24 protein-coding genes are annotated in these 21,804 nt (G+C 45.5%); 1 reads left to right on the top strand and 23 read right to left on the bottom strand.

Annotated elements, in window-relative coordinates; genetic code table 11:
* Positions 1–16: 16 nt before the first annotated feature.
* The 14 genes from RBK99_RS01565 to rluC form a co-directional block, all read right to left on the bottom strand.
* Complete coding sequence (locus tag RBK99_RS01565) at positions 17–877, bottom strand: DNA polymerase III delta subunit-related protein (protein WP_317502890.1); 861 nt, start codon at positions 875–877, stop codon at positions 17–19.
* A complete protein-coding gene (gene tmk / locus RBK99_RS01560) occupies positions 877–1,494 on the bottom strand; it encodes a dTMP kinase (protein ID WP_317502889.1) in 618 nt (205 codons plus the stop codon). The genes RBK99_RS01565 and tmk overlap by 1 nt, the downstream gene beginning before the upstream one ends.
* A gap of 2 nt (positions 1,495–1,496) precedes the next feature.
* The gene (gene mltG, locus RBK99_RS01555) at positions 1,497–2,501 is read right to left on the bottom strand and encodes an endolytic transglycosylase MltG (protein ID WP_317502888.1); all 1,005 of its coding nucleotides are present in this window, start codon (positions 2,499–2,501) and stop codon (positions 1,497–1,499) included.
* Positions 2,498–3,286, bottom strand: a complete 789-nt coding sequence (gene pabC, locus RBK99_RS01550; protein WP_317502887.1) for an aminodeoxychorismate lyase — start codon at positions 3,284–3,286, stop codon at positions 2,498–2,500. The genes mltG and pabC overlap by 4 nt, the downstream gene beginning before the upstream one ends.
* 54 nt (positions 3,287–3,340) lie before the next feature.
* Positions 3,341–3,580 (bottom strand): acyl carrier protein, encoded by a 240-nt coding sequence (gene acpP / locus RBK99_RS01545; protein ID WP_011234585.1) that lies wholly within the window; start codon positions 3,578–3,580, stop codon positions 3,341–3,343.
* Between the two features lie 118 nt (positions 3,581–3,698).
* A complete protein-coding gene (fabG, locus tag RBK99_RS01540) occupies positions 3,699–4,436 on the bottom strand; it encodes a 3-oxoacyl-ACP reductase FabG (protein WP_317502886.1) in 738 nt (245 codons plus the stop codon).
* A 16-nt stretch (positions 4,437–4,452) separates the two neighbouring features.
* A complete protein-coding gene (gene fabD / locus RBK99_RS01535; protein WP_317502885.1) occupies positions 4,453–5,373 on the bottom strand; it encodes an ACP S-malonyltransferase in 921 nt (306 codons plus the stop codon).
* 10 nt (positions 5,374–5,383) lie between these two features.
* Positions 5,384–6,346 carry a beta-ketoacyl-ACP synthase III gene (locus tag RBK99_RS01530; RefSeq protein WP_317502884.1) on the bottom strand — a complete coding sequence of 321 codons (963 nt, stop codon included), beginning with the start codon at positions 6,344–6,346 and terminating at the stop codon, positions 5,384–5,386.
* Between the two features lie 16 nt (positions 6,347–6,362).
* A complete protein-coding gene (gene plsX / locus RBK99_RS01525) occupies positions 6,363–7,388 on the bottom strand; it encodes a phosphate acyltransferase PlsX (RefSeq protein WP_317502883.1) in 1,026 nt (341 codons plus the stop codon).
* Positions 7,389–7,396: 8 nt separating this feature from the next.
* Positions 7,397–7,567 (bottom strand): 50S ribosomal protein L32, encoded by a 171-nt coding sequence (rpmF, locus tag RBK99_RS01520; protein WP_011234590.1) that lies wholly within the window; start codon positions 7,565–7,567, stop codon positions 7,397–7,399.
* Positions 7,568–7,583: 16 nt separating this feature from the next.
* Positions 7,584–8,111, bottom strand: a complete 528-nt coding sequence (yceD, locus tag RBK99_RS01515; protein ID WP_317502882.1) for a 23S rRNA accumulation protein YceD — start codon at positions 8,109–8,111, stop codon at positions 7,584–7,586.
* 51 nt (positions 8,112–8,162) lie between these two features.
* Positions 8,163–8,759 carry a Maf family protein gene (locus RBK99_RS01510; protein ID WP_317502881.1) on the bottom strand — a complete coding sequence of 199 codons (597 nt, stop codon included), beginning with the start codon at positions 8,757–8,759 and terminating at the stop codon, positions 8,163–8,165.
* A complete protein-coding gene (locus RBK99_RS01505) occupies positions 8,756–9,418 on the bottom strand; it encodes an HAD-IA family hydrolase (protein ID WP_411161966.1) in 663 nt (220 codons plus the stop codon). The genes RBK99_RS01510 and RBK99_RS01505 overlap by 4 nt, the downstream gene beginning before the upstream one ends.
* Positions 9,419–9,430: 12 nt before the next feature.
* Entirely contained in the window at positions 9,431–10,378 is a 948-nt protein-coding gene (gene rluC, locus RBK99_RS01500) for a 23S rRNA pseudouridine(955/2504/2580) synthase RluC (protein WP_317502879.1), read from the bottom strand.
* Between the two features lie 453 nt (positions 10,379–10,831).
* Here rluC and rne point away from each other — a divergent pair, with 453 nt between their 5' ends.
* Positions 10,832–13,783, top strand: a complete 2,952-nt coding sequence (rne, locus tag RBK99_RS01495) for a ribonuclease E (protein WP_317502878.1) — start codon at positions 10,832–10,834, stop codon at positions 13,781–13,783.
* A 77-nt stretch (positions 13,784–13,860) separates the two neighbouring features.
* Here rne and RBK99_RS01490 read toward each other — a convergent pair whose 3' ends face one another.
* The 9 genes from RBK99_RS01490 to hisC all read right to left on the bottom strand — a co-directional run bounded on the left by RBK99_RS01490 (position 13,861) and on the right by hisC (position 21,778).
* Positions 13,861–14,178 carry a ComEA family DNA-binding protein gene (locus RBK99_RS01490; protein WP_317502877.1) on the bottom strand — a complete coding sequence of 106 codons (318 nt, stop codon included), beginning with the start codon at positions 14,176–14,178 and terminating at the stop codon, positions 13,861–13,863.
* 109 nt (positions 14,179–14,287) lie between these two features.
* Entirely contained in the window at positions 14,288–14,983 is a 696-nt protein-coding gene (gene pyrF, locus RBK99_RS01485) for an orotidine-5'-phosphate decarboxylase (protein WP_317502876.1), read from the bottom strand.
* A 4-nt stretch (positions 14,984–14,987) separates the two neighbouring features.
* On the bottom strand, positions 14,988–16,145 hold the full coding sequence (gene lapB, locus RBK99_RS01480; protein WP_317502875.1) for a lipopolysaccharide assembly protein LapB: 1,158 nt from the start codon (positions 16,143–16,145) through the stop codon (positions 14,988–14,990).
* Between the two features lie 6 nt (positions 16,146–16,151).
* Complete coding sequence (locus tag RBK99_RS01475) at positions 16,152–16,412, bottom strand: lipopolysaccharide assembly protein LapA domain-containing protein (protein ID WP_317502874.1); 261 nt, start codon at positions 16,410–16,412, stop codon at positions 16,152–16,154.
* A gap of 74 nt (positions 16,413–16,486) precedes the next feature.
* Complete coding sequence (locus RBK99_RS01470) at positions 16,487–16,768, bottom strand: integration host factor subunit beta (protein WP_054487634.1); 282 nt, start codon at positions 16,766–16,768, stop codon at positions 16,487–16,489.
* 37 nt (positions 16,769–16,805) lie between these two features.
* Entirely contained in the window at positions 16,806–18,488 is a 1,683-nt protein-coding gene (gene rpsA / locus RBK99_RS01465) for a 30S ribosomal protein S1 (RefSeq protein ID WP_317502873.1), read from the bottom strand.
* Between the two features lie 114 nt (positions 18,489–18,602).
* Entirely contained in the window at positions 18,603–19,295 is a 693-nt protein-coding gene (gene cmk, locus RBK99_RS01460) for a (d)CMP kinase (RefSeq protein ID WP_317503349.1), read from the bottom strand.
* Positions 19,296–19,392: 97 nt separating this feature from the next.
* Complete coding sequence (aroA, locus tag RBK99_RS01455) at positions 19,393–20,682, bottom strand: 3-phosphoshikimate 1-carboxyvinyltransferase (protein ID WP_317502872.1); 1,290 nt, start codon at positions 20,680–20,682, stop codon at positions 19,393–19,395.
* Positions 20,675–21,778 carry a histidinol-phosphate transaminase gene (hisC, locus tag RBK99_RS01450; protein WP_317502871.1) on the bottom strand — a complete coding sequence of 368 codons (1,104 nt, stop codon included), beginning with the start codon at positions 21,776–21,778 and terminating at the stop codon, positions 20,675–20,677. The genes aroA and hisC overlap by 8 nt, the downstream gene beginning before the upstream one ends.
* Between the last annotated feature and the right edge of the window lie 26 nt (positions 21,779–21,804).

The raw sequence follows: 21,804 nt of genomic DNA, 5'->3' as shown, positions 1-21,804 counted from the left end.
CCTTTTAAAGGAGCCTCTAACCGGAAAGTGTCTCCGACCAGCGACTCCATGAAAAGCTCAATAATAACGGTAAATTAATCCCGGTAGAGCCCTGAAATCTCTGACGCAGCTGTCGGCATTCGGATACCCATTCACTCAACTGGGAGACATTAACCCAGTCAAAATGACCGATCTGTTGTAAATCATCATAGAGAGACTGGTAGCGCAACCGCTTAGCAGCGACACGCTGGTTAACTAACAACCAGTCCAGCAGCAGATTTTCCGAAACATTTAACCAGCTCAAAGCCGATTCTTTGTCCTTTAAAACTGGAAGTTCTCGCAAGCCCCGCAAACTCTCCAGCAGTTCTTTTGCTGAGGTTGTCTGTTGTTCGTTTTGTATACTGGGTGGATAAGAAACACTCACCCATTGCATGCGACTTCTGAGTGTTGGCAGTAAACGCTCCGCATCGGCTGTAGAGACCAGCCAATGGGTATCTGAAGGGGGCTCTTCCAACACTTTTAATAATGCGTTACCGGCCTGTTCTGTCATTTTTTCAGCTTGTAATATAACTGCAACTTTTAACCCGTTCTGGTTCGCTGTTTGCATGACACTTCTTTGTAATTCGCGCACACTATCAACCCCAATGCGATTGACGTCACCACCATCAATTGTCCAGGTATCCGGGTGGTTACCTGATTGATACAATAAACAGGATTTACATTTTCCACAGGCACTCTTACCCGGTTGCTTACATAACAGAAATTGATTCAAGCGCTGAATAAATTCGGTCGAACCCGCTTCGACGTTATGTTGCAGATAGTATGCGTGAGCCAGCCGTTTAGCTTTAGCACTCGCGACTAATTGCAACCAAGGTTCACGCAACCACGGAAATGCCATTAAAACAGATACTCCTCAATTGCACGTAATATCGCTTGATGCACATCTAGCATTGACTGATTTGCATCAACAACAATAATACTGGGATCTTTAGCCGCAATATTTAAATAGGCTTGCCGTGTTCGTTGAAAAAACGCCAAGTCTTCTTCTTCAATGCGGTCTAGTTCGCCTCGTTCGCGCGCACGTTCAAGGCCTTTTTTCTCATCGACATCAAGCAATATCGTTAAATCTGGCTCAAAGTCTCCAAGTGTAATTGCGCGTATTTTTTGCAGAAGCTCATCACCGAGCTGCCGACCTCCTCCCTGATACGCTCTTGAAGACAAGTCGTGGCGGTCACCAATAACCCAGCGATTCTTTGCCAAAGCCGGTTTGATAATATTATCGACCAATTGAATTCGGCTCGCGTACATCAACAGGAGCTCAGTCGTCGAGTTGACTTTTTCTTCCCATTTCTTTTTAACTAAGTTACGAAGAGACTCTGCCAGCGGAGTGCCACCCGGCTCACGAACCGTTTCGGCCATAATTCCTTTTGCCTGCAAGTGGGTTACAACACTTGCGATAGCGGAACTCTTACCAGCGCCTTCCAGTCCTTCAATAACGATAAATTTTCCTGACATAATTACTCTTGATTCAGTTGATATCGGCGCACTGCCTGTTGATGTTCTTCAAGTGTTTTAGAAAACACATGCCCACCCGATTTATCAGCAACAAAATAATAGTACGGTGAGCGTGCAGGGTTGGCTGCAGCTTCTATAGCGGCTTTTCCCGGCATAGCAATAGGCGTCGGAGGCAAACCATCTATTCGATAGGTATTATAAGCGGTTTTTTCACGCAAATGCGTCCGCGTCAAATTGCCATCAAAGTTATCAATTCCATATATTGTGGTTGGGTCTGACTGTAGACGCATTCCAACGGATAAGCGGTTTGCAAAAACACTCGCAACTAAGGCTCGCTCCCCGGCAATTCCGGTTTCTTTTTCTATGATAGAAGCCAGTATCAGTAATTCATAAGGAGAATTAACAGGACAACGACTGGAGCGCTCTTCCCATGTTTGCTCTAACACTTCCATCATTGATATATGGGCCTGCTGAAGTATCTCCAAGTCGGTGGTATGCGCCCTGTAACTGTAGGTTTCTGGCAACAAGACCCCTTCTAACGAAGGCGCTTCTACTCCTAGCGTTTTCATAAGGCTCGTTTCACTCATCTCATCGGCTTTAACAACTAAGTATGGTTGCTGTTTTAGCTGAGCTAACCATTGTTGATAAGTGAGCCCTTCAACCAAGGTGACAGAAAACGTCTTTTCATCTCCCCGACTTAACGCATTCCAAACGTCAAACCAATTCTTTTGCCCTTCTATTTCATAGAGCCCAGCCTGTAAATGGTCTATTTCTGAGAACACTTGGCTCAGGCGATAAATCAGTGCCTGGTGGCCTGTTCCAAAGTACTCAGTAATCCGCTGAGTGACACTGCGTGCAGTGGCTCCTTTGCGAAAATCCAGTAATAGAGGCGTTGTAGCTTCATTTTTAATCGGTTGTGACAAATACCAGCGACCTGATAAAACAGCGACAACAACTGTAAGCAAAAGCGCTGCAACAAGCAGTAATAAAGGGAGGCGTATTTTCATAATGTAAACTGTTCTAACACCACTGGTAATTCGCAATTACCCAATACTTTACCATTAAACTGACTGACCGTAACAGCACCTCTAACGCTGTTAGTGATGATCATACACTCAATCCCGGCGAGATCTGCTAAAGTATATTGTGCAATTCGCAAAGGACTGAGCAGCCCTTCTTCAATAATCCATTGACGCATAACACCATTGACTCCAGAGAAACTCAAATCTGGAGTATGCCACTGGCCTTTTTGGTACCAAAAAAGGTTACCCTGTATGGCTTCAACAACGAAACCGTCAGTATCACAGACTAACAAGTCATCAAAAACTGAAGCACGACACTCCCGAGTTAAGAGTACCTGTTCCAGTCGGTTTAATGTCTTTAACCCCGACAATGTCGGCTGTTTTGCCAACCGCAACTCCGCAGTCCCTAGCTCAACAGAGTGGATCGGAGCCGGTAAATCGCTTATCTGCAGATATTCATTAGCCAGCGCATCGTCTGAAAAGCTATAACCACGACCACCATAGCCTCGGGTGATAATAGTTTTGCAGACGCCCTCTTTCACTTCGCAACAAATTGCTTTAATACGCTCATGCAAAGAGGAAAAATTTGGATGATTTATAAACAAGCGCTGATTCGCATAAGCTAACCGTTGCAGGTGCCTATCTAAAAGTTGAGGCTCACCGTTAACGACTCTAATTGTCGTAAAGTGGCCATCACCGAATTGCAGTCCTCTGTCAATTTCAGAAGAATGAAAGGGTTGATTATTAAGTAGTATTTTTCGTATCGTCATAACAAAAAAGGCGGAACCAATGGTTCCGCCTTTTATATCATGTTCTAAGACAAATTAGTCGTTAGAATGATTGTTTACGTAATCAATAGCTGATTGAACAGTTTTGATTTTTTCAGCTTCTTCATCAGGAATTTCAGTTTCAAATTCTTCTTCCAAAGCCATTACCAGTTCAACGGTATCCAAAGAGTCAGCACCCAGGTCATTTTCAAATGACGCTTCAGGCTTAACTTCTTCTTCTTTAACACCTAACTGTTCAACAATGATTTTTTTAACGCGTTCTTCAATAGTACTCATGATTATAAAATCCCTCAATAGTCATCGCGAGAGTGAAAATTGGCTGTAGTGTAGTGAAACCAGCCCCATTAATAAAGTAAAAAATAGCATAAAGTTAAGAGGTCATACCGCTTACCCCTTAAACCATCGCCATACCACCATTAACGTGAATGGTCTCACCAGTGATATAAGCTGCACCTTCTGATGCTAAAAAAGCTACCGCAGCAGCAATTTCCGCTGGCTCGCCTAAACGCGCAGCCGGAATATTTCCAAAAATAGCCTGTTTCTGTTCGTCGTTCAACGACTTAGTCATATCAGTATCAATGAAGCCTGGCGCAACACAGTTTACCGTAATACCTCGAGCAGCGACTTCTTTCGCCATGGCTTTACTAAAACCAACCAGGCCTGCTTTGGCAGCACAATAGTTAACCTGCCCGGGATTCCCAGTGGTACCGACTACTGAGCTGATATTAATAATACGTCCGTTGCGGCGTTTCATCATACCACGCACAACCGCTTTACAGACCTTAAATACCGACGACAAGTTCGTGTTTAATACAGCATCCCACTCGTCATCCTTCATTCGCATCATCAAATTATCCCGGGTGATACCCGCATTGTTAACCAGAATATCAATTGAGCCATATTCCGTTTCAATTTCTTTAATAACCTTCTGAAGACTGTCAGAGTCGGTAACATCTAAAGCTAAGCCTTTGCCTTTTGAGCCAAGGTATTCAGAAATCGCGTTGGCTCCCTTATCTGAGGTAGCCGTTCCGACGACTTTGGCGCCCTGACTGGCCAGAAGCTCAGCGATGGCTTTTCCAATTCCCCGGCTTGCACCGGTAACTAATGCGACTTTATTTTCAAAGTTTTGCACGTCCACAACCTTTTAATTAAAGTGAGTTCAAAGAGTCTAGCGTATTCAGTGCAGTACAGCCAAACGACTTTGTAATGCGCTTATTTAAGCCAGTGAGTACTTTCCCCGGTCCTACTTCGTAAGCCGTTTCGATACCCATTGTCGCTATTTTTTCCACTGTTTCAGTCCAGCGAACGGGGCGATAAAGTTGACGCACCAGCGCATCTTTAATGGCATCCTCACTGTCAGCTACCGCAACGTCTACGTTATTTATAACGGGTGTATGAGCCGGTTTCAGTTTCACTGATTTAAGCGCTGCAGCCAATTGGCTGGCTGCTGGCTGCATTAGGGCGCAATGCGACGGAACACTAACAGGAAGAGGCAGTACACGCTTAGCTCCCGCTTCTTTTAAGGCCTCAGCTGCTCGGGCAACTGCTTCAACATGCCCGGCAATAACAACCTGCCCCGGAGAGTTATAGTTAACAGGCGTCACTACTTGGTCACCCGCCTGTTCTAAGCAAATCTTTTCAATTTCAGCGTCGTCTAAACCAATAACAGCTGCCATGGCGCCTTCGCCCTCTGCAACGGCCTGTTGCATGAACTCTCCACGTAAGGCAACCAGCTTGACTGCATCAGCGAATTCAAGTGCACCGGCACATACGAGCGCTGAATATTCACCCAGACTGTGCCCGGCCATGACCGTGGCATCGTTGAGACCTTTATCTTTTGCTACCCGGTACAAAGCAACACTCGCTGTTAGCAGGGCCGGTTGAGTCCGTTGTGTTTCATTTAACTGTTGTTCCGGCCCTTGCTGAGCCAATTGCCAAAGATCGTAACCCAGGACGCTACTGGCTTCCGAAAAGGTTTCTTTGATAAGTGCAAAGTCGTTCGATAACTCCCCTAACATTCCAACGCTTTGCGAGCCTTGTCCGGGAAATAACAATGCTGTTTTAGTCATAACTACCCTCTTAATATTGAACTAGCGCAGAGCCCCAGGCAAAACCACCACCAAAGGCTTCTAATAAAAGTTTTTGACCGCGCTTAATACGTCCGTCCTTAACCGCCCAATCGAGTGCAATGGGCACTGATGCAGCTGAGGTATTACCCGTCTTATCTAAAGTAATAACCACTCGCTCCATCGGCATCTGTAATTTTTTCGCTGTGGCTTTAATAATCCGCAAATTCGCCTGATGTGGAATCAACCAATCTAAATCCTGCGCCTCTAATTGATTTTTTGCCAGAGTTTCTGTCACTAAACTGCTTAACTTTGCCACCGCCACTTTAAACACTTCATTGCCTTTCATATACATCCAGGCACTTTCTGCGCTACCGTCAACTCCTCTGGGCGCTTGTTTCGCTCCCAATAAATGACTGTACTCGCCAGCACTATATAGGTGGGTTGATAAAATACCCGGTGAGTCGCTTTGTTCAAGCACAACGGCCCCTCCGCCATCGCCAAACAGGACTAAAGTATTACGATCGTTAGGGTCACATAAACGCGCTAATACATCGGCACCGATAACCAAAACTCGTTGATGTTGTCCGCTTTTAATAAATTGATCGGCAACTGATAACGCGTAAATAAATCCGGAGCACGCCGCTCCGACGTCAAACGCTGGAATTGAGGTGACACCCAGCATTCGTTGGATTTCGCAGGCAGCGCTAGGGAACGCGTGTTCTGCCGAGGTCGTTGCCACGACAATCATGTCGATGTCCGACGGGTTTAGGTCAGCGGCGGCGAGTGCTTCTTTAGCAGCTTGGTATCCCAGCGTTGCTGCTGTTTCATTTGGACCGGCAATCCTGCGTTCAGTAATACCGGTTCGTTCCTTTATCCACTCATCGGATGTATCAACGCGTTGGGTAAGTTCTTCGTTTGTCAGGCGTTGTTCAGGAAGATAATGTCCGGTCCCAACAATTTTTGAATAAGTCATAGCGCTACTTAACTGGTTACAGCTGTTCTGATAAGACTGCTTCAACACGATGTTTAATTCGTTCAGGAAGCTGTTCATGCGCTTCTGCGACGGCTTGCTGAATGGCACTGTAGAATGCTCCGGCGCTCGCGCTACCGTGACTTTTTATCACGACATGCCGCAATCCTATCAGACTAGCACCATTGTAGTGGTCGGGCTTCAGCCTATCCCATGCTTTATGCGTTCGTTTTTGTAAAAAACGAAAGAAAAATCGATAAAGCCAATGCGAATTTAAGGTCTCGCGCATCTGGTCAATAATGAATGTTGCCAGACCTTCGCAGCTTTTAAGTGCTATATTCCCGACAAACCCGTCGCATACAACAACGTCGGCACGGCCACTAAATAAATGGCTGCCTTCAATAAAGCCAATATAATTAACTTGTTCGCACTGGGCGAGTCGCGCTGCTGCATTACGGACAACATCATTCCCTTTGATGTCTTCTTCACCCATATTCAACAAACTGACCTTAGGCGCAGGCACATCTGACAAATACTCCGCGGCTACCGATCCCATGACACCAAACTGAAATAAAGTTTCAGAATCACAGCTTGCATTAGCACCAAGGTCTAATAAATAAGACTTACCACCGGTTTGATTGGGCAAGGCGGTCATTAAAGCGGGACGCAATACGCCAGGAAGGGTTTTCAGAGTAAAGTAAGCGTTAGTCATTAACGCGCCAGTGTTACCACCACTCACCATTGCCTGACAGTCGCCGTCAGCTAAGGTATTAAGAGCAAGGCGCATGGAGGACTCAGGTTTACTACGTAAGGACTGGCCTGGCTTGTCATCCATTTCAATAACTTGTTCAGCATGAATGAGCTTCACCGACGGGTGTGCGTTTAAATGATATTGTTCGAGTAAAGGGGTAAGTTCTTGTTGGTGTCCGACAACGGTAAATTTAACATCGGGATACCGATGAACCGCTTTTTCCAGGGCTTCTATAACAATAGAGGGGCCATTGTCGCCCCCCATTGCATCAATCGCTATGTTCAGTTCAGGCATAGCCTGTCTTACTTGTTAACGACCTTACGACCCTTGTAATAACCGTCAGCTGTTACGTGGTGACGACGATGCGTTTCACCCGTAGTTGAGTCAACCGACAGTGTAGGGCCATCTATCGCATCGTGTGAACGACGCATATCGCGTCTTGAGCGACTTTTCTTACTCTTTTGAACAGCCATTTACGCTATCTCCTGATTATTTACGCTTCAATTCTTGTAATACGGCAAACGGGTTCTCAGACTCATCAGCAGCTGATTCATCTATTTCGCCCCACGTCATCGCATCACGATCTACCTGACATGCCTTAGCATCATGCTTAGGAACTAATGGCATAGCCAGAATTAATTCGTCTTCAACAAGCCCATGCAAGTTAACTTCTCCAAAATCGTTTACCTCAACAGCTTCATAGCTGTCAGGAAAGTCATCTGCTACCTGGCGCTTAGTGACAGGAGCATACGCAAATTGCGCGAGAATATCAACATCCAAAGGCGTATTGCAGCGTTCACAAAGTACTTTTACAGCAACTTTTGCTTCCCCTGCAAAATAACTAATGCCTTGCTCATCAATTCCAAACTCAACACTAACTTCGGGATCTGAGCATGGTTCGACCAAACTCTCCTGAAGTCTCGTTAATGTTTTTCCAGGCACAACCCCGTCATATACCACTTTCTTATTGGCACTTTTGACTGGATCTACTGTTACGGGAATACGGATTTTTTGCATAGCGCGCGAATGTTAACGAAGTTCCCCTTTACTGACAAGGGAAATCTGTCGTTATTCCTTATTTAACGGGTTAATTCCATGAGCTCTCAGCATATCCAGTAAAGCAATAGCCGGAAGCCCGATAAGAGTATTTGGATCATTGCCTTTTAAACTTTTGAACAAGCTAATGCCCAAGCCTTCACTTTTAAAGCTACCTGCACAGTCAAATGGTTCTTCAAGTTCCACATAACGTTCAACTTCGTCAATAGTGAGCTGACGAAACTCAACCTCAAAAGGCTCTACTCTTACTTCACATTGTTGAGTAGAGGTATTCAACACCGCCAAGCCGGTATAAAAAGTAACGGTTTTACCGACAAAGCCTAATAATTGTTGAATAGCGGCTTCTGCCCCCCCGGGCTTACCAAGAATGTCTCCATTGCAAACAGCCACTTGATCCGAGCCGATAATAACAGCTTCGGGATCACTCATGCGCGTTTCAACTGCACGAGCTTTCGCTTCAGCTAAGCGCCCTACCAGTTGCTGAGGACTCTCGGAGGTAATAGCCGTTTCATCAATATCAGGTCTAACAACGTCATACTTTAAATGAAGTTTATCTAAAATCTCACCGCGGTATTTAGAACCAGAGCCAAGAATTAACGGCAACGTCATAATTCCTCCTTTATAAGTCTATCGCTTAATTCTGATAATGAGTCGACAACCATAATAGCCCCGGCTTCACTTAGCCGTTTAGCATCGTGCACACCAAAACTCACACCAATAGGACGCACTCCAGCCGCTACCGCCATTTTGATATCGTGCACAGAATCACCAACCATTATTGTTTGCTCTGGCTGCGCTTCGAGTTCACTCATAATGTCGTAAAGCATTTGAGGGTCTGGTTTACCCGGCGCTTCGCTGGCACACCGGGAGGCTGCAAAATAATGTTCAGTGTCGCTTTCTAACCAAACTCGCTGCAAACCTCTGCGGGCCTTACCAGTTGCAACCGCAAGCTGACAATTTGCCTCGGTTAACAACGAAAGCGTCGCTTTTGCGTCATGAAATAATGGCGAAGGTGTTGGATTTAAATCTACATACTCGTCACGATAGCGAATCAGGAAACTGTCCATTTGTGTTGAGGGCAAAGAGCCAAACAGCTTACCTATTGCAGGCTCAAGGCTTAAGCCAATAATGTCCCTAACCGCTACTTCAGAAGGAACAGGCAAGCCGATATGTTGTGCTGTATTTTGCATAGAAGATACAATTCGCCCGATAGAATCCATCAGGGTGCCATCCCAGTCAAACACCACCAATCGCTTATTATACATTATTATAAGCAGCCCTTATTGTGCGGTTAGTTGCTGTAATGTGCGTTGTAAGTTATCGTCCAGAGGTGCTTCAAATGCGACTTCTTTATCGGTAACCGGATGTATAAAGCGCAATTTCCAAGCATGCAAAAACAATCGATTAAGGCCACGCTCAGACATCGCATTGTCAAAACCTTCATCACCGTATTTAGGATCTTTAGCGATAGGATGACCGGCATGCAGAGCGTGTACCCGAATTTGGTGCGTCCGTCCGGTTACCGGTGATGCCTCTACTAATGTCCCCTCTTTATACCTTTGTTGAATTCTGAATCGTGTCAAAGAGGCTTTGCCTTCAGCGTCGACACGAACGATTCGTTCTCCGGATTTCAACGTGTTTTTCTTTAGTGGCGCTTCTACACTGCGGACACGCTTTTGCCATTGTCCACGAACCAAGGCTAAGTATTGCTTATTCATTTCTTTGTTACGCAGCTGTTCATGTAAGCTTCGCAATACCGAACGCTTTTTAGCCACAAGTAGTAAGCCGCTGGTATCTCGATCGATACGATGAACTAGCTCCAGGCTTTTCTCTTTTGGTCGCAGAGCTCTTAGTCCCTCAATTAAACCAAACTGAAGCCCGGAACCTCCATGTACAGCGACACCTGACGGTTTATTGATGAGCATTAGTGCATCATCTTCGTAGATGATTGCATGTTCCAGTGCTGCCACCTGCTCTAAGTTCGCAGAGGGAAGCTCCGGGCGCTCGCTAACTTTAACCGGAGGAATACGGATAAGGTCGCCTTCCCGTAACTTATAATCCGGTTTAATTCGCTTCTTATTCGCGCGCACTTCCCCTTTGCGTACAATTCGATACACCAAAGACTTAGGTACACCGCGTAATTGCGCAATGAGAAAGTTGTCGATTCGCTGTCCCGACTCCTCTGCAGAGACGGTGTGCCAGCGCACTTCTTGTTGAATTGTTTTCATAACGCTATTTTACCATCATCTACAAGATTCAACAGCGAAATTGTCGCTTGTATTTCCAGTGGTTTTCATGAAATAATTAAGTGTCAAAGTCCATCGAAGATGGCAGACGAAGAATATATTTCGCGCAGTCGAAATAACGAAGCGACGCATTATCCACATCAGCGTACGGTTTTAAAGTCTAGTGAAGTGACTTGCCCGAGATGTTGATGGCACGGAGAAGAATACAGCACACTGAATACGCTTTGTTTAATAATCGATTGCAGACGTAAAATTTAGCGACAATATGACACCGAACAGTTGGTGTTATCGGCACAGTCAAACTCATTTTAGTTACACGTTGTAGATGACGGGTAACGCAGGTTCCAAAGGGCCTGCAGCGACAGACGAATTCGATAATTGCACGATCGCCGTTGGGGCGTGTCATATTGTGGCCCAAAGAATTGAGTCACAGTAATGAAAAGAATGCTAATTAATGCCACGCAGTTGGAAGAATTGCGTGTAGCGCTGGTTGATGGCCAACGCCTTTATGATTTAGATATTGAAAGTCCAGGTCACGAACAAAAAAAAGCGAACATATACAAAGGCAAAATCACTCGTATTGAGCCTAGTTTAGAAGCAGCTTTTGTTGACTACGGTGCTGAGCGCCACGGCTTCTTACCCCTTAAAGAAATCGCAAAAACCTACTTCCCGCAGGGTTACACATTTCAGGGCCGCCCTAACATCAAAGATGTGGTTAAAGAAGGCCAGGAAGTTATCGTTCAAATAGATAAAGAAGAGCGAGGCCAAAAAGGCGCCGCTTTAACGACCTTTATCTCTTTGGCGGGCAGCTATTTAGTCTTAATGCCAAACAACCCTCGTGCAGGCGGTATTTCACGCCGTATTGAGGGCGATGAGCGTTCAGCTCTGAAAGAAGCATTATCAGAGCTTAGCGTCCCTAAAGAAATGGGGCTTATCGTCCGCACAGCAGGCGTTGGCAAATCTAAAGAAGAGTTAGAGTGGGATTTAAACGTCTTACTGAATCACTGGGAAGCCATCAGCAAAGCCGCTGACGAGCGCCCTGCTCCTTTCCTTATTCACCAGGAAAGCAATGTTATTTTCCGCGCCCTACGTGACTATCTGCGACGCGATATTGGTGAAGTCCTTATCGATAGCCCAAAAGTCTATGAGCAAGTGCGTAGCCATATACAGCTTATTCGCCCAGACTTTTTGCAACGCGTTAAGCAATATGAAGGTGACGTTCCTTTATTCAGCCATTACCAGATAGAAAGCCAAATTGAATCAGCTTTTCAGCGTGAGGTTCGTCTTCCTTCCGGTGGCTCTATTGTTATCGATCCAACCGAAGCATTAACGTCTATCGATATTAACTCTTCGCGCGCCACTAAAGGTGGTGATATCGAAGAAACCGCTTTACAGACTAACCTTGAAGCGGCCGAAGAAATTGCTCGTCAATTACGCCTTCGTGATGTAGGCGGACTAGTGGTTATCGACTTTATCGATATGACTCCTGCTCGCCACCAACGCGATGTTGAGAACCGTTTACGCGACAGCTTGTCTCAGGATAGAGCTAGAATTCAAGTGGCCCGTATTTCACGCTTTGGCTTAATGGAGATGTCACGTCAACGTTTACGTCCTTCTCTAGGTGAGTCGGCAAACAATGTTTGTCCTCGTTGTAATGGCCAGGGAACGATACGTTCAAGCGACTCTTTAGCGCTTTCAATCTTGCGTCTAATTGAAGAAGAAGCGATAAAAGATAATACTATTCAGGTGCACTCTCAGGTGCCGGTTGATGTTGCAACGTACCTGTTAAATGAAAAACGTCAATCGGTTAATCATATTGAAAAGCGTCATAACGTTAAAATCGTTATTATCCCGAACCACCACCTGGAAACGCCTCACTTCGAGGTGATTCGTGTGCGTGACGATGAGGTCCCTGAGTCTGCTAGTTTTGAGTTAGTACAGAAGCCAGAGCAAAGTGAGCCAAGTGTTTCTATTACCTTAACTCAGGATAAAGCCAAATTTGAAGAACCCGCATTAAAAGGTCTTCAGGCACCGAGTGCAGCGCCGACTCCACCACCGAAGGTTGAAGCCAAAAAGGCAGTTCAACCTTCATTGTTGAGTCGTTTAAAAACTTGGTTCTCAGGTCTGTTTGATTCAGAGGATGAACAAAGTCAGGCGGAAGCTGATAAAGCCAAGCAGCGCAGTGCCGAAAATCAACGAAACCAGCAGCGTCGTGGCCGAAACCGTCGTTCAGGAAATCGCCAGCCGCGTGGGCGCAGTCAGTCCACAACCACTAAGGATGAAACCAAAGAAAGCACACCTAACGCGTCGCCTGCAGAAGATAAGTCGTCTGAGTCTCGCGATGACGCAGGTAATCGTAACAGTCGCAATCGCAACGACCGTCGTCGCCGCGGCCGCAATAATAAAAATAATCAGCAGCCAAAATCAGAAGCAGCTAAGAATGAGCAAGTTGATAGCAGCCCAGCTGAAACCGAAAAGACTAAAGAGACAAAGCCTGTTCAAGAGAAACCTCGTCGTCAGCGCAAACCAATTGAAAAATCAGTTCGCGTTTCAACCGCTGACAAATCACCGAAAGCCGACGATTCAAGTCCGCAAGAGCATAAGTCTGAGGAAACAACAGCACCTAATAACAGTGATACTCAGAAAACAACTCAGGTGAAAGAGAAACCAGCACAACAGGCCGGTACTGCTAAGTCAGAGAATAAAGCGATTTCTGATAAAGTTCTTGATCCTCGCATGCAAGCCGCTGCTGAGTTAGTACAAAATCAGACTCAACCGACAGCAGCTACGCAAGAGAATGCTGAGAAAGAGAAAGTCGAGGCAAACGCTCAGGCTGAGACACAAACAGCGAAAGAGACTAAAGCGGACGATTCCGCCAAAAGCTCGGAGGCATCTGAACCAGTAGCAACACCTTCATCACCGGTTGATAACAAGGTTCAATCTTCGATTGAAACAACCGAGCAACCCGCTGAGGAACCAACGCCAGAGCCCTCTAAAGAAGAGAGCAATAGTGAAAATGAAACAGCAGCAGATGAGACTCCTAAGTCAGCTGAAGCAGAAGTTACGGACACTGTCGAAGAAGCTCCGGAACCTAAGATTGAAGAGAAGAAAGGCCGAGATCGTTCACGTCGTTCACCGCGTCACCAACGAGCGGCTGGCCAGAAACGTAAGCAGATGAAAACCGAAGCGGTTATACCAAACCGTTCTCTGAGTGGCTCATCGTTTTCGGCAATGACAAAAGCAACCGCCGTAGAACGTACTGAGACCTTTAAAGCTTTACCGGTTGCATCATCTGATAATCGACCGCAGTTTAGCAAGGACAGCCGTATTGCCGGCGTTGCTCAAGCTCGCTCTAGCGCTTACGCCGAAATGGCAAAGTGCGAATAGCTTCAGCCAAGTAAAAGAAAAGGTCGGTAGTTATATAACTACCGACCTTTTTTGTTTTTGGAGTTTGGTTTTTTCTATTACTTGATTGTAATCAATGACCGGTTTTTCTCTAAAGTTTTAGAGCCTATACCTTTTACATCCAGCAGCTGTTCAACTTCTGTGAACCCACCCAGCTGCTCTCTTAATTTGATAATATCCTCAGCTCGCTTAACACCAACACCAATCAAAACATCCGATATTTGCTGAGCTGATCCTGTATTGATATTGACCGTTTTGGCATTCTCGGCCTGCAATAGAGGTGACAAATTTGGAGAAACGGATAACGGTGCGGCCTGCACGCCTGCTACTAAGAACAGTGATGAGGCAACAAACATGGACAAAAATTTAAGCTTCATAGTATCTATTCCCTGTTTATAAAGTTACTGCGTCACTGCAGTAATGGGTACTATAGCTTAACTTTTTGTCCCTATTGCCACGTTACGATATTACAAGGAGGTTCGTGGGTTATTCTCCTATAGAGCGCAATATGTCAGTCGCTGCAGTTGCAGGATCATTGGCTTGAGTAATCGGGCGTCCAATGACCATATAATCCACTCCGGCATCTATCGCCGCTTCTGGTGTCATGATGCGTTTTTGGTCTCCAGCGTCACTATCAGCCGGTCTGATGCCCGGGGTCACAAGTTTAAATGAGGAACCTAAATCTTTTCGAAGCATACTGGCTTCTTGCGCTGAACAAACGACGCCGTCCAGGCCTGCTTGTTTGGCTAGTTTGGCCAACTTAACAACCTGTTGTGTTGTTGATAATTGAATTCCCATTTCCTGAAGATCATCGTCACTCATGCTAGTGAGTATCGTAACCGCAATTAATAAAGGTGGCTTATCAAACGGCTTCAACGCTTCTTTTGCCGCTTTCATCATCTCAGTACCACCGCTGGCATGCACATTAACAATGTCCACACCAATTTTAGCAGCCGAAGTAACCGCCTTGGCCACGGTATTTGGAATATCATAAAACTTCAAATCAAGAAAAACAGAGAAGCCTTGATCAACTTTTTCTCGCACCCAGTCAGGCCCAATAGCAGTAAACAGCTCTTTGCCCACTTTAAGGCCTACTTTACCCGCAGGTAATTTACTCACTAAATTGTCAGCTTCTTCTCGCGTTTGATAATCTAATGCGACATAAACTTTTGGCAGCGCCATAATATTACTCACCATCTAATCCAAAAATAGGTTTTGTTGTTGCCCAACTTTTACACGAAGGACAATGCCAATATAAAGTATGTCCGGAAAAGCCACAGTGCCGACATTTATAATTGGGTCGCTGCACAATGTGTTCGTGGACCATCTTCTGGAGCCTCCGGAGACTGTCCCTGGCGTTTCCTACATCAGCAGCTCGAATATGCAGCCCCATCAAATAGTGGAATCCGCGCATGGTTGGATGCTGCTCTAACACTTGGGTCATAAAGTGCTCTGCGTCTTCAATACTCTGCGACTCGCATATTTTCTCAGAAAGCGTAATGGCTGCCGTTATTCCTGCATCCTGTTCGACGCAACGGTGTAGAAATTCGATAAACGTATGGGTATCCGAATTTTTTTCATACGCTTCTTTTAGTAACGGTATAGTCTCGCAAACAAACGACTTATCTTGCTCAAACACTCTCACTAAATAATGAATAGACTCATCATACTGCCCTTGCGCCATGTATATTTTTCCTAACGCAAGTACTGCACGCACGCAGTCACCATGGTGTTTAAGTGCTTTATTGTAATGTTTTACTTTACTGGTAATGTTGTCGTCCAATTCCGCTAGCTCGCAATAGAGCTGCGCTAAAACCACACGCGCTTCGCTGTCTTGCTTCGCCAGCCGCAGCGCTATTTTTATCGCTTTGTCCCACTCATGCGTGGACTCATAAAGTTCAAGAAGATGCTTCTGACTTTTTTCCCGGAACAATTTGTAACTTTGTAAGCCAGCAAACATTTGCTCAGCGCGATCGTAAATTCCAGCGGAAAGGTAATCTTTACCTAACTCATACATAGCCGTTAAACGGTCATGCTCAGATAAGTTGGGAAGCGATGTCAGGTTTTTGTGAATTTTTATTGCGCGATCGACTTCCCCTCTGCGGCGAAAGAGCTTTCCTAACGTCCAGTGAGTTTCAATTGTCTCACTATCAACGTCCAGCAACTCAACAAACAAATCAACTGCTTTGTCTGGCTGATCGGATAATAAAAGGTTTATACCTGTCGCATATTGTTTAGAAAACCGTTTCTGCTCTTTACGCTCTTCCGTACGCACGCTATTGCGGCCCATGAACCAACCATAGGCTGCTGCAATCGGTAATAGCAGGAAGAGAAGCTCTAACATGAACGGCTAACCCGCCTTGTCCAGCTTATTGACTCGTTTAAGTAAACGGTTATACCGATAGCGCCAAGACAAGCTCGAAAGGCAAAGCAGTAGAAGACCAACGGCAAACCCGCTGCCAAAGAAGATAGCGAGTAGTGACGCAACCGCCATTTCGGATTGCAGGACCAGTAGATTAACAACCACTGTCTGTGGGTTCTGGGCACCAAAAGCCATTGCTAAAAGAAATATAATTAATACAGGGATGAGAATAAGCAGCTTTCTAAGCATAATTGCTTACCTGTTAGTTATAAAAAAACGGCATGCCAGTATAGCACGCCGTTTTTATCGATCGAGCGTAAAAACTAACTTAATGTATCGACCCTCTCGCGAAGCTCTTTGCCCGCCTTAAAATGCGGAACGTACTTGCCGTCTAATTCAACGGCTTCGCCCGTTTTAGGGTTACGACCCACGCGAGGGGCTCGATAATGCAGAGAAAAGCTTCCAAACCCTCGAATCTCAACGCGCTTACCTTGTGATAAGGATTGCACCATCTGCTCAAGAATTTCTTTCACCGAAGCTTCAACCTGCTTAGGAGGTAACTCGTGTTTCAAAGTTAACCTTTCAATCAGCTCTGATTTAGTCATCATTACCTCCTCCAATTAACTGCCTAAATGCAGTAAATTATTCGTCGTCAGTTTTTGCAGCTTTAAAGGCTTCAGCCATTGCGCTGTTAAGACTTGAATCGCTATCTTGCTGCTTATTAACGCTTTCAACCGCTTCTTTCTCTTGAACTTCGTCTTTCGCACGGATAGACAGGCTCAGGGTGCGGTTTTTACGATCAACGCCCATAAAGCGAGCTTCGATAGAGTCTCCAACGCTTAGTTCAGTGCTTGCATCTTCAACACGGTCACGTGAAATGTCTGCTGCACGAACATAACCTTCAACGCTTTCTGCTAATTCAACTTTAGCGCCTTTAGCGTCTACTTCAGTAACAGTACCTGTAACAATAGCACCTTTTTTATTGGCTGCCAGGTAGTTATTGAATGGGTCTTCTTCAAGCTGCTTGATACCCAGAGAAATACGCTCACGTTCAGCATCAACTTGCATAACTACAGCGGTAACTTCTTCACCTTTTTTGTAGTCACGAACGGCTTCTTCGCCAGTCGCATTCCAGCTAATATCTGACAAGTGAACCAAACCATCAATACCGCCGTCAAGACCGATAAAGATACCAAAGTCAGTGATTGACTTGATCTTACCAGTAACTTGCTCGCCTTTATTGTGATTCTTAGCAAACTCTTCCCATGGGTTTGGTTTACACTGCTTCAGGCCTAGTGAAATACGACGACGTTCTTCGTCGATTTCCAGAACCATAACTTCAACAGTGTCGTCCAGGTTAACCACTTTAGAAGGATGAACGTTTTTGTTTGTCCAATCCATTTCTGATACGTGTACCAGACCTTCTACACCCTCTTCGATCTCGACGAAGCAGCCGTAATCAGTCAAGTTCGTAACACGACCAGTTAAACGGTGCCCTTCTGGGTAGCGGTTTGCGATATCAGCCCATGGATCTTCGCCTAACTGCTTAAGGCCAAGTGATACACGAGTGCGCTCACGATCAAATTTCAATACTTTAACAGTGATTTCATCGCCAACGTTTACGATTTCACTTGGATGCTTAACGCGTTTCCAAGCCATATCGGTAATGTGCAATAAGCCATCGACGCCGCCTAAGTCAACGAATGCGCCGTAGTCAGTCAGGTTCTTAACGATACCCTGAACTTCCTGGCCTTCTTGCAAGTTTTCAAGCAACTCTTCACGCTCAGCACTGTTCTCTTTCTCGATAACAGCACGACGAGAAACAACAACGTTGTTGCGCTTCTGATCAAGCTTGATAACTTTGAATTCTAAATCTTTGTTTTCCAGGTGCGTTGTTTCACGTACTGGACGTACATCAACCAGTGAACCAGGCAAGAATGCGCGAACGCCGCCTAAGTCTACTGTGAAGCCACCCTTAACCTTACCAGAAATAATACCGATAACGGTTGCATTGTCTTCGTGTGCTTTTTCCAGCTGCAGCCATGCTTCATAACGTTTCGCTTTTTCGCGAGACAAAATGGTTTCGCCAAAGCCGTCTTCAACTGCATCAAGGGCTACGTCAACTACGTCACCGACGCTGACTTCCAATTCACCTTCTGCATTACGGAACTGTTCGGCTGGAATCGCGCTTTCTGATTTAAGACCTGCGTCAACTAAGACCAAATCTTTTTCGATAGCAACGATAGTACCTTTAACAATGGAGCCCGGGCGAGTTTCAACTTCCTTTAGGCTTTCTTCAAATAATTCTGCAAAATTTTCTGACATAGTAATTAACTTCGCTTATAAATAAGACGTCCACTGAACTTCCGTATGCAGCGGGGTTATTAATAAAGTCTGTTCGCTTCCTTACAACAGACGCCTAATTAAGGCCAAATGACCTTAGCTAGTCTTTGAGAGTTTGCTGTGCGCAAACGTCAATACGTGCTCTAATACGTCATCTATGGACGTATCAGTAGAATCCAGATACAACGCATCCTCGGCTGGCTTAAGAGGAGCCACCGAGCGATTTGTATCGCGATCATCCCGTTCTTTAATTTCGTTCACTAATTGATCAATATTAGCATCAAAACCTTTTTCCTTCAATTGCTCAAAGCGTCGTCTTGCACGCTCTTCCGCTGAAGCGGTTAAAAAGATTTTTGCATCGGCATCGGTAAAAACAACCGTGCCCATATCACGGCCATCTGCAACCAACCCAGGTAACTCTTTAAAGCCCCGTTGGCGACGCAGCAAGGCTTCTCTAACTCTTGGCAAAGCGGCTACTTTTGATGCCATATTACCCACCTGCTCAGTTCGGATCGTCATCGTAACGTCTTCACCTTCCAGGATAATGTGAGTTAATGAACGTTCTTCTTCGGCTTCAAATTTAACATCCAGGTGTGCCGCTAGTGCCACCAGGCTTTCTTCATCTTCCGGCGTAAAATCATGATGCAAAGCCGCCAACGCCAGAACGCGATAAATAGCCCCACTATCCAGCAAGTGCCATCCTAGCTTTTCTGCCAATAATCGGCTTATCGTTCCTTTTCCTGCCCCACTCGGCCCGTCAATCGTAATGACTGGAATATGAGTTGCCATAAAATCCTCTAATTGCTCTGCATTACGCAGCATTTAGCCGCGCAATTATACGCATTTGTAAAAAAATTGCATTAATCAAAGTCAGCGAGTTTAAGAGTTAACTGTGACAGAGCCGTGAAAACTCAGAAAAATAGTCGGGATAAGTTTTTGCACAACAGTCTGGATCTTTAATCGTCACTCCGATAGGAGAGAAAGCGATCAAAGAAAAACACATCGCCATGCGGTGATCATCATAAGTCTCTATTGTCGCATGCTGCCAATTGCTAACCGGTTCAATCCGTAGGTAATCTTCACCTTCCTCAACTCTGGCACCCACTTTACGTAATTCTGTCGCCATCGCATGTAACCGGTCAGTTTCTTTTACTCGCCAATTTGCAACATTCCTGATAACGGTTGGTTTATCTGCAAATAATGCCAGTGGGGCTACCGTCATTGCCGCATCGGGAATGTCGTTAAAGTCCTGATCAATACCGTAGACAGCGCCTGTTCCGATAACCGTTATGCTGTTACTGTGATAACTTACCGACGCGCCCATTTGCTCGATAACCTCAGCAAATCGCTTATCGCCCTGGATCGAGTTTTCCCCCACCCCGATGATTTCCAACGGTCCTTTCCCCATTAAAGCGGCAGCCATCCAATAAGAGGCGGCACTGGCATCACCTTCGACCCAGTATTCGCCGGGAGACTGATAGCGTTGTCCTCCGGCAATGCGATAGCGCTGGGAAGAAAGCGTCTCAACCCTAATGCCAAAGTCGGACAGCATTTGCAGAGTTAACTCAATATAGGGGCGCGAAACAACTTCGCCTTTAAGCGTTAAAGTTGAGTCGTTATTTAATAGCGGAAGAGCCATAAGCAATGCAGAAATAAATTGGCTGGACACGCTGCCATCTATTTCAAAATCCCCGGGCGCTAAGCCCCCAGAGATTGCGAGTGGAGGGAAACCGGACTCACCTAGATAATTGATTGATGCGCCTTGTTTTATCAGCGCATCAACTAAATGTTCGACCGGACGCTCATGCATCCGCGCATCGCCTTTTAATACCATCGGCATGGGATCATTTGCTAATGTTGCCGCTAAGACCGCAATAAGCGGACGCATTGCGGTGCCCGCATTGCCTAAATAAAGTTCAGACGTAAACTTTTGCCACTGGCCGCCTAAGCCTTCTACTCGAGTTATCAGTTTATCGTCTTTAAAAGTCACTCCCAGGGAGAGCAGCGCTTCACGCATCCGGTCAGTATCGTCACTTACCAATAAGTTATGTAAGGTAACTGGCGTTTCACATAAAGCGGCCATGAGCAAAGCCCTGTTGGCTATGCTCTTTGAGCCAGGTAAAGTGACACTACCGCGACAGAAACGTCGCGGATTTAGATCGATACGGTTAACCACGCAGCTTTTTCATAGCCTTAATAAAGGCTTGATTTTCTTCCGGCAACCCAATGCTGACACGCAAATGGTTAGGTAACTCATAACCACCAACAGGACGAACAATTACCCCTTCATGTAACAGCTGGTCATAAAGCTTCTCAGCATCAGGCCCCACTTCTATGGTCAGGAAGTTGCCGTAAGATGGAATGTAGTTAAGCCCAGATTCGTCACAAAATTCAGTCAATAGCTGCATACCCTGAGCGTTTAGCTCAATGGCCTTTTGCAAATACGCGTGATCATCCAATACCACTTCTGCCGCTTTCAGTGACAGCGAATTCATATTGAAGGGTTGCCGAATACGATTCAAAACATCCGCAACACTTTCATGGCTCACAGCGTAACCGGCACGCAAGCCCGCTAAGCCGTAGGCTTTAGAAAAGGTCCTGCTGACTACTAAGTTAGGATAATTTTTTATCCACTCTACCGAAGGCGCACGTTCATCTTCCGGTACATACTCGTAGTAGGCTTCATCCAAAACCACAATAATATTCTGCGGTATTTCATTCAAAAACTTTTTAAGAGCCGGCGTCGATAAAAAAGTACCCGTTGGGTTATTCGGGTTAGCGATAAAGATCATCTTGGTTTTATCGGTGACCGCTTTGGCCATTCCATCAAGATCATGCCCATAATCTACCGCAGGAACAGCAACAGGTTTGGCGCCAATGGCTTGAGTCACCAGTGGATAAACCACAAACGCATGTTGTGAGAAAATAACTTCATCTTTATCTGAAACGAAAGTACGCGCCAAAATTTCCAGCACATCATTGGAGCCATTGCCTAGCGTAATTTGTTGAGTCGTTACTTCATTGAGTTCCGCTAGACGACTTTTTAAGTAATAGCCGTTTGCATCAGGGTAACGCACTAAATCCGTTAACTCAGCTTCCAAAGCGGTTTTTACCTTCTCACTTAAACCCAAAGGATTCTCGTTGGAAGCCAGTTTAACCACGTGTTGTAAGCCCAACTCTCGTTGTAATTCAGAGGTCGGTTTCCCCGCCTGATACGGACGTAATTGTTTAACTCCGGGATTCACCAGTTCTAATGCGTTAAATTCTGCCATAGCAATTCACTACCTTTTTTTATTCT

This window comes from Idiomarina solivarensis (assembly GCF_033052755.1).
In the GTDB taxonomy this organism is placed as follows: domain Bacteria; phylum Pseudomonadota; class Gammaproteobacteria; order Enterobacterales; family Alteromonadaceae; genus Idiomarina.
Note: the sequence above shows the minus strand (reverse complement) of the source record. Positions and strands in the feature narration are given on the sequence as shown.